The organism is Streptomyces sp. ALI-76-A (assembly GCF_030287445.1).
Taxonomy (GTDB): Bacteria; Actinomycetota; Actinomycetes; order Streptomycetales; family Streptomycetaceae; genus Streptomyces.
The window spans coordinates 2,527,394-2,539,421 of sequence record NZ_JASVWB010000002.1 but is presented as its reverse complement, the minus strand read 5'-3'; the positions used below and the strand labels follow the sequence as shown (position 1 = coordinate 2,539,421).

The 12,028-nt window shown below is 70.5% G+C and carries 10 protein-coding genes; 5 read left to right on the top strand and 5 right to left on the bottom strand.

From position 1 onward, the window contains the following. Positions 1 to 20: 20 nt before the first annotated feature. The 5 genes from secG (at position 21) to QQS16_RS12390 (ending at position 4,983) form a co-directional block, all read left to right on the top strand. Complete coding sequence (gene secG, locus QQS16_RS12410) at positions 21 to 251, top strand: preprotein translocase subunit SecG (protein ID WP_286061697.1); 231 nt, start codon at positions 21 to 23, stop codon at positions 249 to 251. A 213-nt stretch (positions 252 to 464) separates the two neighbouring features. Beyond that, the gene (locus QQS16_RS12405) at positions 465 to 800 is read left to right on the top strand and encodes an RNA polymerase-binding protein RbpA (RefSeq protein ID WP_010352468.1); all 336 of its coding nucleotides are present in this window, start codon (positions 465 to 467) and stop codon (positions 798 to 800) included. A 132-nt stretch (positions 801 to 932) separates the two neighbouring features. Then, positions 933 to 2,201, top strand: a complete 1,269-nt coding sequence (locus tag QQS16_RS12400; RefSeq protein ID WP_286061696.1) for an MFS transporter — start codon at positions 933 to 935, stop codon at positions 2,199 to 2,201. 228 nt (positions 2,202 to 2,429) lie between these two features. Next, positions 2,430 to 4,091: a glucose-6-phosphate isomerase gene (gene pgi, locus QQS16_RS12395; protein ID WP_286061695.1), complete on the top strand. Its 1,662-nt coding sequence runs from the start codon at positions 2,430 to 2,432 to the stop codon at positions 4,089 to 4,091. A 139-nt stretch (positions 4,092 to 4,230) separates the two neighbouring features. Next, positions 4,231 to 4,983: a DsbA family protein gene (locus QQS16_RS12390; protein WP_502963901.1), complete on the top strand. Its 753-nt coding sequence runs from the start codon at positions 4,231 to 4,233 to the stop codon at positions 4,981 to 4,983. Positions 4,984 to 5,040: 57 nt separating this feature from the next. On the opposite strand, the gene pgl is transcribed toward QQS16_RS12390, so the two are convergent. Genes pgl through tkt form a run of 5 tightly spaced genes read right to left on the bottom strand, consistent with a single transcriptional unit; the run spans position 5,041 to position 11,715 of the window. Further along, positions 5,041 to 5,823, bottom strand: a complete 783-nt coding sequence (gene pgl, locus QQS16_RS12385; RefSeq protein WP_286061693.1) for a 6-phosphogluconolactonase — start codon at positions 5,821 to 5,823, stop codon at positions 5,041 to 5,043. Continuing rightward, positions 5,820 to 6,950, bottom strand: a complete 1,131-nt coding sequence (gene opcA / locus QQS16_RS12380) for a glucose-6-phosphate dehydrogenase assembly protein OpcA (protein WP_286061692.1) — start codon at positions 6,948 to 6,950, stop codon at positions 5,820 to 5,822. Before opcA ends, pgl begins: the two co-directional genes overlap by 4 nt. Next, positions 6,947 to 8,470 carry a glucose-6-phosphate dehydrogenase gene (gene zwf / locus QQS16_RS12375; protein WP_286061691.1) on the bottom strand — a complete coding sequence of 508 codons (1,524 nt, stop codon included), beginning with the start codon at positions 8,468 to 8,470 and terminating at the stop codon, positions 6,947 to 6,949. Before zwf ends, opcA begins: the two co-directional genes overlap by 4 nt. Positions 8,471 to 8,474: 4 nt before the next feature. Beyond that, positions 8,475 to 9,593: a transaldolase gene (gene tal, locus QQS16_RS12370; RefSeq protein WP_286061690.1), complete on the bottom strand. Its 1,119-nt coding sequence runs from the start codon at positions 9,591 to 9,593 to the stop codon at positions 8,475 to 8,477. 34 nt (positions 9,594 to 9,627) lie between these two features. After that, positions 9,628 to 11,715: a transketolase gene (gene tkt / locus QQS16_RS12365; RefSeq protein ID WP_286061689.1), complete on the bottom strand. Its 2,088-nt coding sequence runs from the start codon at positions 11,713 to 11,715 to the stop codon at positions 9,628 to 9,630. Positions 11,716 to 12,028 lie beyond the last annotated feature (313 nt).

Genomic DNA, 12,028 nt, shown 5'->3' with positions numbered 1-12,028 from the left:
AAGTTGGTCCAGCCGTGGTAATGGGGTTCTCGATCGCCCTGATCGTCTTCAGCCTGCTGATGATGCTGCTGGTGCTGATGCACAAGGGGAAGGGCGGCGGCCTCTCCGACATGTTCGGTGGCGGCATGCAGTCGTCCGTCGGAGGCTCCTCGGTCGCCGAGCGCAACCTGGACCGCATCACCGTGGTGGTCGGTCTGATGTGGTTCGCGTGCATTGTGGTACTCGGGCTGCTGATGAAGGTGAACAACTGATCGGCGTCGCACCCGCAGCACGCCCATTCCGCACGTAAGGCCCCATGTCCGGTACGCGCACACGAGCGCGGCCTATCATGGGGCTTGCGTCTTTGTGTGGGGGTTGTAACTCCAATCACTGGACGCGCGTTGGGCCTTACGTAGACTGAGGCGCTCGCAGCGAAGCGAAACGCCGACTCGCTTCGCGGCACCATCACGCAGGGAGTTACGACCGTGGCAAGTGGCAACGCGATCCGAGGAAGCCGGGTCGGGGCGGGGCCGATGGGCGAGGCCGAGCGGGGCGAGTCCGCGCCCCGGCTGCGCATCTCCTTCTGGTGCTCCAACGGGCATGAGACGCAGCCCAGCTTCGCCAGCGACGCGCAGGTTCCCGACACCTGGGACTGCCCGCGCTGCGGCTTTCCGGCGGGGCAGGACCGGGACAACCCCCCGGCCCCGCCGCGCACCGAGCCCTACAAGACGCACCTCGCCTACGTGCGGGAGCGGCGCAGTGACGCGGACGGCGAGGCGATCCTCGCCGAGGCGCTCGCCAAACTGCGAGGCGAGATCTAGGAGTCGAGGTCCGGCCGGGCATCCGCGGATGCCCGGCCGGAGAGGTTCCGGACCGGGCGGTCGACCGCCCGGGGACCGATTGTCAGTGGTGCCTTCTACGGTGTGTGTATCGGCGCATCGTGAGGGGGACGGGTGGCAGCGGTCGAGACGGCGGGCGGGCGTGTGCCCGCGTGGCGCGGGGGATTCGGACGCCTGTGGAGTGCCGCCGTGCTCTCCAGCTTCGGTGACGCGCTGCGGAGTTCCGCGCTGCCCCTGCTCGCCGCGACACTGACCGACCGGCCGCTGCTCGTCGCTGCGGTCACCGCCTGCGGGTATCTGCCCTGGCTCGTCTTCGGCCTGCTCGGCGGGGCCGTCGCCGACCGGGTGGACCAGCGGCGCGCCATGTGGACGGTGGACGCGGTCCGCGGGCTGCTGGTCGCCTGCTTCGCGGTGGCCGTCGCCCTCGGGCACGCCTCGATCGGCCTGCTGTTCGCGCTGGCCTTCGCCCTGACCACCCTCCAGACCCTCTTCGACAACGCCTCCACCGCCCTGTTGCCCGCCATGGTCGACCGCGAGGCGCTGGGCAGCGCGAACGCGCGCCTGATGACCGGCCAGCAGATCGCGGGCGGCCTGCTGGGCGCCCCGGTGGTACCGCTGCTGCTGATGGCCGGCGCCGCCGCGCCCTTCGCGGCCGACGCCGTGACGTTCCTGGTGGCCGCCGCCCTGGTCGCCTCGCTGCGGACCGCGGTGCCCGAGCGTAAGCCGAGACCGGCGGGCAGCACCCTGCGCCGCGAGATCGCCGAGGGGCTGCGCGCTCTGGGCCGCGACCGGGCACTGCGCGGACTGTGCGCCGCCACGGCTCTGTGCAACGTCGGCGTCGGCGCTCTCATCGCCGGCCTGGTGCTCCTGGTGACCGGCTGGCTGGACGCCGGCACGGCGGGGTACGCGGCGGCCCTGACCGCGTACACGGTCGGCGGCCTGGCCGGGGGAGTGGTGAGCGGCCGTTTGGTCGTCCGCCTCGGGCGGGTGCGCGCGGTGCTGTACGCGGGGACGGCGCAGATCGGTGCGCTGGTGGTCATGGGCACGGTCCGCAGCCCCGTCGCGCTCGTGGCCGCCATGGCCGTCTTCGGGTGTATGGGCAGCGTGTGGAACGTCAACACCAGGACGCTGACGCAGGAGCGCGGCCCCGCCGAGATGCTGGGCCGGGTCAGCGCCGCCTTCCGGACCCTGGCGGTCGCCGGAGCACCCCTGGGGGCCCTGCTGGGCGGTGTGATGGCCACCGCCTGGGGGCTGAACACCCCGGCCCTGCTCGCCGCCGGTTTCTTCGTCCTGTCCGTCATCGCGCTGATACCCGTGCTCACGACGGACGTGCGTGTGGGTGCGTCCGACGACGACGCCACGACAGCTCATGCCCCGCGGTGATCAACTAGTGCCGCGGCAGGCAACGTTTGCCCGTCAAGGAGCGGCGTCCGGTGCGTGCTCTCGGCGTGCCGGCCGGAAGCCCTCGTACTGGATGTACTTGGGCTTTCGGCCGGTGCGGCGAGAGGGCGTGTCGGGCGTCGTGACGGGGCGAACGTCGCCTGCCACGGCACTAGGTTGGAACCGGCAGTGGGGCACAGGGACAGGTAGGAAAGAAGGCTGAAGCCCGACATGAACGCAGACGGCCGTACCAGGCTCAACCGGACGCCGGAGTGGACCGCTCTGGCGAAGCACCGCGAGGAACTCGGGGAGGTGCGCCTGCGCGAGCTGTTCGCCGCCGACCCGGGGCGCGGCACCGGATACACGGTGCGGGTGGGTGACCTGTACGTCGACTGGTCCAAGCACCTGGTGACCGACGAGACGCTGCGGCTGCTCCAGGAACTGGCCGCCGCGACCGGCGTGTTCGGGTTGCGGGACGCCATGTTCCGGGGTGAGCGGATCAACACGACCGAGGACCGGGCGGTGCTGCACACCGCGCTGCGCGCCCCCGCGAACGCGGTGGTCGAGGTCGACGGGGAGAACGTGGTCCCGCAGGTGCACGCCGTGCTGGACCGGATGGGCGACTTCGCCCGGCGGGTCCGCTCGGGTGAGTGGACCGGCCACACCGGCAAGCGCATCCGCAACGTCGTCAACATCGGTATCGGCGGCTCCGACCTGGGCCCGGCGATGGCGTACGAGGCGCTGCGCGCGTACACCGACCGGTCGCTGACGGTCCGGTTCGTGTCGAACGTGGACGGCGCCGACCTGCACGAGGCCGTCCGCGACCTGGACCCGGCGGAGACCCTGTTCATCGTCGCGTCCAAGACCTTCACCACGATCGAGACGATCACGAACGCCACCTCGGCGCGTTCGTGGCTGCTGGCCGGACCCGGCGGGCTCGGCGAGGACAAGGCGGTGGCGAAGCACTTCGTGGCGCTGTCGACGAACGCCGCGAAGGTGGCGGACTTCGGCATCGACACGGCGAACATGTTTGAGTTCTGGGACTGGGTCGGCGGCCGCTACTCCTACGACTCGGCGATCGGCCTGTCCCTGATGATCGCCATCGGCCCGGACCGCTTCCTGGAGATGCTCGACGGTTTCCGGATCGTCGACGAGCACTTCCGCAACGCGCCCGCCGAGCACAACGCCCCGCTGCTGCTGGGCCTGCTGGGCGTCTGGTACGGCAACTTCTTCGGCGCCCAGTCGCACGCGGTGCTGCCCTACAGCCACTACCTGTCCAAGTTCACCGCCTACCTGCAACAGCTGGACATGGAGTCCAACGGCAAGTCGGTGGACCGGGACGGCGACCCCGTGGACTGGCAGACCGGCCCGGTGGTGTGGGGCACACCCGGCACCAACGGGCAGCACGCCTACTACCAGTTGATCCACCAGGGCACCAAGCTCATCCCGGCGGACTTCATCGGCTTCGCCCGCCCGGTGGCCGAGCTGGACGACGAACTGGCCGCCCAGCACGACCTGCTGATGGCGAACCTGTTCGCGCAGGGACAGGCGCTCGCCTTCGGAAAGACCGCGGACGAGGTCCGGGCGGAGGGCGTGCCCGAAGCCCAGGTGCCCCACCGCACGTTCCAGGGCAACCACCCCACGACGACGATCCTGGCGAAGGAACTCACCCCCTCCGTCCTGGGCCAGCTGATCGCCCTCTACGAGCACAAGGTGTTCGTCCAGGGCGCCATCTGGAACATCGACTCCTTCGACCAGTGGGGCGTCGAACTCGGCAAGGTCCTCGCCAAGCGCGTCGAACCCGCCCTCACCGAGGGCGCCGAGGTGCCGGGCCTGGACGCGTCCACGACGGCGCTGGTCGCGACCTACCGGGAACTGCGCGACCGGGAGTAGGGACCCGCACGGGACCCGCACCGGAGGCGAGCGGGTACGCTGCCCGCCCGCCTCTTGGACGCCGGGCGGAACGGTTGTGTGTTTTACGTGTGCATGCCCTAGGGGCGCGCTGAACCTGGGGAGGCAAGAGGTGCGCATGATGCGTGGGGGACGGCTCGCGGCCGTGATGACGGCAACCGTCGTGGTGGGGGCGGTGCTGGCGGGCTGTGGTCAAGAGGCCGGTGCCGAGGCGGGGCCGGGACCCGGGGTCGCGTACGAGGATCTCCACGAGGTGCCGGAGGAACTCGGTGCGGACGGGGTGACCATCACGGTGGGCGACCCGGACGCGGCCGTCACGGTCCACCTGTACGAAGACCCGCGCTGTCCGGTCTGCGAGGAGTTCGAGACTACCGGGGGCGGTCCGGAACTGCGGCAGGCCACCATCCGGCGGGAGGCGAAGACCGAGTACACCCTGGCGTCCTTCCTCGACGACCGGGTCGGCGGCACCGGCTCCAAGAAGGCGGTCAACGCGCTGCGAGCCGCGTTGGAAGAGGACAAGTTCGCCGAGTACCACGAGGTGCTCTACGCTCACCAGCCCGAAGAGGCCGTCGACGGCTACACCGACGCCTATCTGCTCGAACTGGCCGGGCAGGTCGAGGGGTTGCGTACGCCCGCCTTCGACTCCGCCGTCCGGACCATGAAGTACCGCGCCTTCGTGACGGAGTCCGAGAAGGCGTACGAACGCGCCGGGGGTGCCGAGGAACCCGAGGGTCCGGGCACGCCCACCGCGGTGGTCAACGACGTGCGCATCCCGGCCGTGAGCAACGCCGTGCTGTTCGACCCGTCCGTCTTCCGCTCGCTGCTGACACTGGTCCGGGATGAGCCGGACCAGTGGAAGGACATGCCCTTCTGAACGAGGACGCCGGGTCCCGCTCTGTGCGGGAACCCGGCGTCGAGGTGCGCCGCGAACCTAGGCCGAAGCCGCCGGATACAGCGACCGCGGCAGCTGGGAGGCCGCCGCCGTGTCCAGGAGCCACAGGGTGCGGGTGCGGCCCTGGGCTCCCGCCGCCGGGGCCTGGATCTCGCCCGCGCCGGACAGGGCGATCGCCGCGGCCCTCGCCTTGTCCTCGCCGGCGGCCAGGAGCCAGACCTCGCGGGCGGCGCGGATGGCCGGGAGGGTGAGGGTCACGCGGGTCGGCGGGGGCTTCGGGGCGCCGTGCACGCCGACCACCGTGCGCTCGGTCTCCCGCACGGCCGGCAGCTCGGGGAACAGGGACGCCACATGGGTGTCCGGGCCCACGCCCAGCATCAGGACGTCGAAGGCCGGAACGGCACCGTGGGTCTCCGGGTCCGCCGCCCTCGCCAGTTCCTCGGCGTAGCCGGCGGCCGCCGCGTCGGCGTCGGCGCCGTACGGTCCGTCCGACGCGGGCATGGCGTGCACGCGCTTCGGGTCCAGAGGCACGGAGTCCAGCAGGGCCTTGCGGGCCTGCGTGGCATTGCGTTCCGGGTCGCCCTCCGGCAGGAACCGCTCGTCGCCCCACCACAGGTCCAGGCGGCCCCAGTCGACGGCGTCCCGGGCGGGCGCGGCGGCCAGAGCGGCGAGCAGGCCGTTGCCGTTGCGACCGCCCGTGAGGACCACGGAGGCCGAGCCGCGCGAGGCCTGCGCGTCCACGATCTTCGTGATCAGGCGGGCCGCGGCGGCCTGGGCCATCAGCTCCTTGTCGTGGTGCACGACCAGCTGTGGAGTGCTCACTTCGCCGCCGCCCGGGTCACCGGGGCCTGCGCCGCCGCTTCCTTCGCGGGTGCTTTCGCAGCAGTCTCGACGGGTTCGGGAGCCGCGGCCGGTTCTCCTTTGGCCAACGGTCCCTCGCCTTCGGCGGACTGCTCCGCGAGCGGCTCCCCGCCGGGTTCCTCGGTGCTCTTGCCGTTCGGAGCGCCGTTCGAGGCTCCGTTCGACGCGCTCAGCCGGTCCACCCCGAACCGCAGCGCGGACGCGTACGTGTCGTCCGGGTCCAGCCGCCGCAGCTCCTCCGCGATCAGCTCGGCCGTGTCACGGCGCTTGAGCGCCACCGCACGGTCCGGCTGGCCCTGGATGGAGAGAGTGGCGAGCGAGCCGTCCGCCCGGTCCAGGACGATCGGGCCGCAGTCGGTGTTGAGGCGGACCGCCGTCAGGCCGGGGCCCGACGACAGGGAACGCTTCACCGGGACGTCCAGCCGGTCCGCGAGCCACATCGCCAGCAGCTCGCAGCTCGGGTTGAACTCCTCGCCCTCCACCTCGACGGCCTCGACCTCGCAGGTGACCTGGTCGAGAGCCGCCGCCAGCATGGAACGCCAGGGCGTGATCCGGGTCCACGACAGGTCCGTGTCCCCGGGTGTGTAGGCGTCGGCGCGGGCAGCGAGTTCCCGTACCGGCTGCTCGGAGGCGTAGGTGTCGGTGACCCGGCGCTGGCCGAGGGCGCCCAGCGGGTCCTTCGCCGGGTCCAGCGGCGCGTTCACCGGCCACCAGACCACCACCGGCGCGTCCGGCAGCAGCAGCGGCAGGACGACCGACTGGGCGTGGTGCCCGACGTCGCCGTACAGCCGCAGCACCACCGTCTCGCCGGTGCCGGCGTCCGCGCCCACCCGTACCTCGGCGTCCAGCCGGGACTGCGTACGGTCACGGGGTGAACGCGAGACGCGCTTGACGACCACGAGCTTGCGCGAGGGGTGCTCGTGCGAGGCGTCGTTGGCGGCCTTCAGGGCGTCGTACGCGTTCTCCTCGTCGGTGACGATGACCAGCGTGAGCACCATGCCGACGGCCGGGGTGCCGATGGCCCTGCGGCCCTGCACCAGCGCCTTGTTGATCTTGCTGGCCGTGGTGTCCGTGAGGTCTATCTTCATGGCCGGCGCCAGCTCCGTCCGTCTCGCTCGAGCATCTCGTCCGCCTCGACGGGGCCCCACGTGCCGGCCTGGTACTGGGCGGGCTTGCCGTGCTGGTCCCAGTACTCCTCGATCGGGTCGAGGATCTTCCAGGACAGCTCGACCTCCTCGGTGCGCGGGAAGAGGTTCGAGTCGCCGAGCAGCACGTCGAGGATCAGGCGCTCGTACGCCTCCGGGCTGGACTCCGTGAACGACTCGCCGTAGGCGAAGTCCATGGACACGTCCCGGATCTCCATCGAGGTGCCGGGCACCTTGGAGCCGAACCGGACCGTGACGCCCTCGTCGGGCTGGACGCGGATGACGATCGCGTTCTTGCCCAGCTCCTCCGTCGCCGTGTGGTCGAAGGGGGAGTGCGGGGCCCGCTGGAACACCACCGCGATCTCGGTCACCCGGCGGCCAAGACGCTTGCCCGTGCGCAGGTAGAAGGGAACGCCCGCCCAGCGGCGGTTGTCGATCTCCACCTTGATGGCCGCGTACGTGTCGGTCTTCGACCTGCGGTCGATGCCGTCCTCTTCGAGGTAGCCGATGACCTTCGCGCCGCCCTGCCAGCCGGCCGCGTACTGCCCGCGCACGGTGTCCTTGCCGAGGTCGCTCGGCAGCTTCACCGCGCCGAGCACCTTGGTCTTCTCGGCGGCGAGCGCGTCCGCGTCGAAGGAGGAGGGCTCCTCCATCGCCGTGAGGGCCAGCAGCTGGAGCAGGTGGTTCTGGATGACGTCCCGGGCGGCGCCGATGCCGTCGTAGTAGCCGGCCCGGCCGCCGATGCCGATGTCCTCGGCCATGGTGATCTGCACATGGTCCACGAAGGACCGGTTCCAGATCGGCTCGAACATCGTGTTGGCGAAGCGCAGCGCCAGGATGTTCTGGACGGTCTCCTTGCCCAGGTAGTGGTCGATGCGGAAGACCTGGTCCGGGGCGAAGACCTCCTCGACGGTCGCGTTGAGCTCCTCCGCCGACCTCAGGTCGTGGCCGAAGGGCTTCTCGATGACCGCGCGCCGCCAGGAGCCGCTCGACTGGTCGGCCAGCTGGTGCTTCTTCAGCTGCTGGATGACCACCGGGAAGGCGGACGGGGGCACCGAGAGGTAGAAGGCGAAGTTGCCGCCGGTGCCCTGTGCCTTGTCCAGCTCGTCGATGGTGTCGCGCAGCCGCTCGAACGCCTCGTCGTCGTCGAAGGTGCCCTGGACGAAGCGCATCCCCTGGATGAGCTGCTGCCAGACCTCCTCACGGAACGGCGTACGGGCGTGCTCCTTGACGGCGTCGTGGACCTCCTGTGCGAAGTCCTCGTGCTGCCACTCACGCCGGGCGAAACCGACCAGCGAGAAACCCGGCGGCAGCAGACCCCGGTTCGCGAGGTCGTACACGGCGGGCATGAGCTTCTTTCGTGACAAATCGCCCGTGACGCCGAAGATGACCAGGCCCGACGGCCCCGCGATACGCGGGAGCCGTCGGTCGGCGGGGTCACGCAGCGGGTTGCTGCTCGACAAGAGTTCAGCCCTCCGAAGGGGCGAGGCGCTGGAGCTCCGCCTCGGTCGACTTGAGCAGATCGGTCCAGGACGCCTCGAACTTCTCGACGCCCTCCTCCTCCAGCAGCCGGACCACGTCGTCGTAGGCGATCCCGAGCTTCTCGACCGCGTCGAGATCGGCGCGGGCCTGCTCGTAGGTGCCGGCGACCGCGTTGCCGCGGATCTCCCCGTGGTCCTCGGTGGCGAACAGGGTCGCCTCCGGCATGGTGTTGACCGTGTTCGGCGCCACCAGTTCGTCGACGTACAGCGTGTCCTTGTACGCCTTGTCCTTGACGCCGGTCGAGGCCCACAGCGGACGCTGCTTGTTCGCGCCCGCCTTCTCCAGCGCGCTCCAGCGGTCCGAGGAGAAGACCTCCTCGTACGCCTGGTAGGCCAGGCGCGCGTTGGCGACGCCCGCCTTGCCGCGGGCGGCCTTGGCCTCGTCGGTGCCGAGCGCGTCGATCCGCTTGTCGATCTCGGTGTCCACCCGGGACACGAAGAAGGAGGCCACGGAGTGGATCGTCGACAGGTCCAGGCCGCGCTCCTTGGCCTTCTCCAGGCCGGTCAGGAAGGCGTCCATGACCAGGCGGTAGCGCTCCAGCGAGAAGATCAGCGTGACGTTGACGCTGATGCCGAGGCCGATGACCTCGGCGATCGCCGGGATGCCCGCCTCGGTCGCCGGGATCTTGATGAGGGTGTTCGGCCGGTCCACCAGCCAGGCCAGCTGCTTGGCCTCGGCGACGGTCGCGTGCGTGTTGTGCGCCAGGCGCGGGTCGACCTCGATCGAGACCCGGCCGTCCTGCCCGCCGGTGGCGTCGAAGACCGGGCGCAGGATGTCGGCGGCGTCGCGGACGTCCGCCGTCGTGATCATGCGGATGGCCTCTTCGACCGTGACCTTGCGGACGGCGAGGTCGGAGAGCTGCTGGTCGTAACCGTCGCCCTCGGAGATCGCCTTCTGGAAGATCGACGGGTTGGTGGTGACGCCCACGACGTGCTGCTGGTCGATCAGCTCGGCGAGGTTGCCGGACGTGATCCGCTTGCGCGACAGGTCGTCCAGCCAGATCGCGACGCCCTCCTCGGAGAGGCGCTTCAGTGCGTCTGTCATGGAAATTGCATCTCCTACGTGTCGAATATGAGCGTCAGCGCTGGGCTGCGGCGATCGATTCCCGGGCGGCGGCGGCCACGTTCTCGGCAGTGAAGCCGAACTCGCGGAAGAGGACCTTGCCGTCGGCCGAAGCACCGAAGTGCTCCAGGGAAACGATGCGACCGGCATCACCCACGTACTTGTGCCAGGTGAGACCGATCCCGGCCTCCACCGCGACACGCGCCTTGACCGCCGGCGGCAGGACGCTGTCCCGGTACCCCTGGTCCTGCTCCTCGAACCACTCCACGGACGGCATCGACACGACCCGCGTCGGCACACCGTCGGCTTCGAGCTGCTCGCGCGCCTCGACGGCCACATGCACCTCGGAACCGGTCGCGACGAGCACCACCTCGGGCGTCCCCGTGGACGCCTCGAACAGGACGTAACCACCCTTGGCCGCGTCCTCGTTGGACTCGTAGGTGGGCACGCCCTGACGGGTCAGCGCCAGACCGTGCGGGGCGCCCTTGCCGAACACCTTGGTGTAGCGGCGCAGGATCTCGCGCCAGGCGATCGCCGTCTCGTTCGCGTCCGCCGGGCGGACCACGTTCAGGCCGGGGATCGCGCGCAGCGAGGCGAGGTGCTCGATCGGCTGGTGGGTCGGGCCGTCCTCGCCGAGACCGATGGAGTCGTGCGTCCACACGTACGTCACCGGCAGGTGCATCAGGGCCGACAGGCGCACGGCGTTGCGCATGTAGTCGGAGAACACCAGGAAGGTGCCGCCGTAGATCCGCGTGTTGCCGTGCAGGGCGATGCCGTTCATCTCCGCGGCCATGGAGTGCTCGCGGATGCCGAAGTGGATCGTGCGGCCGTAGGGGTTCGCCTCCGGCAGCGGGTTGTCCGCCGGGAGGAACGACGACGTCTTGTCGATCGTCGTGTTGTTCGAGCCGGCCAGGTCGGCGGAGCCGCCCCACAGCTCGGGGATGACCGCGCCGAGCGCCTGGAGCACCTTGCCGGACGCGGCGCGCGTGGCGACGCCCTTGCCCGCCTCGAAGACCGGGATCTTCTCCTCCCAGCCGGCCGGCAGCTCGCCCGCAGCGATGCGGTCGTACTCGGCGGCGCGCTCCGGGTTGTTGTCGCGCCACTCCTGGAACGACTTCTCCCACTCGGCCTTGGCCTGACGGCCCCGCTCACCCAGCGCCCGGGTGTGCGCGAGGACCTCGTCGGCGACCTCGAAGGACTGCTCCGGGTCGAAGCCGAGGACCCGCTTGGTGGCCGCGACCTCGTCGTCACCCAGCGCCGAGCCGTGCGCGGCCTCGGTGTTCTGGGCGTTGGGGGCGGGCCAGGCGATGATCGAACGCATCGCGATGAAGGAGGGCCGGTCGGTGACCGCCCTGGCCTCCTGGATCGCCGCGTGCAGGGCCCGCGGGTCCAGGTCGCCGTTCTCCTGGGGCTCGACGCGCTGCACGTGCCAGCCGTACGCCTCGTAGCGCTTGACGGTGTCCTCGGAGACGGCCGTCTCGGTGTCGCCCTCGATGGAGATGTGGTTGTCGTCCCACAGGAGGATGAGGTTGCCGAGCTTCTGGTGGCCGGCCAGGGAGGACGCCTCCGCGGAGATGCCCTCCTGGAGGCAGCCGTCACCGGCGATCGCGAAGATGTAGTGATCGAACGGGCTTTCGCCGACGGCCGCGTCCGGGTCGAACAGGCCGCGCTCGTAGCGGGCGGCCATCGCCATGCCCACCGCGTTGGCCACGCCCTGCCCCAGCGGGCCGGTCGTCGTCTCGACCCCCGTCGTGTGGCCGTACTCGGGATGACCGGGGGTCTTCGAACCCCACGTCCGGAAGGACTTCAGGTCGTCCAGCTCCAGGCCGAAACCGGCCAGGTACAGCTGGGTGTAGAGGGTCAGGGACGAGTGGCCGGCGGACAGCACGAAGCGGTCGCGGCCGACCCAGTCGGCGTCCGCTGGGTCGTGCCGCATCACCTTCTGGAAGAGGGTGTAGGCGACAGGTGCCAGGCTCATCGCCGTACCGGGATGGCCGTTGCCGACCTTCTGTACGGCGTCGGCGGCCAGGACGCGGGCGGTGTCCACGGCCCGCTGGTCCAGTTCGGTCCACTCGAGGTCTGTGGTGGTCGGCTTGGTGCTCACCCTGGGTCAGGGCTCCTCTCCACATGTCACGCATGTCGGAATGCCGGTGCACTGGGCGCCCCGGCCGTTGTCGAGCCTACCCCCGTGAGTACGTGCCTTATTTCGAGTCATTCCAGACTGCCGGGACTCATCGGGATCCGCCTCCCGACTGGTCCGTTCCGCATTCGGCAAGTGAATACGGAGCCGCTCGTAAGAGTGCTCAACGGAGTGCCGCCGGGCTCGTCCGGCGCCGCCCTCCAACACGACCCCACCCCCGCGAATGCCGGGGTATGGGCAACGTCTACAGTGGCGTGGTACGCGCGAGCTTTACCGG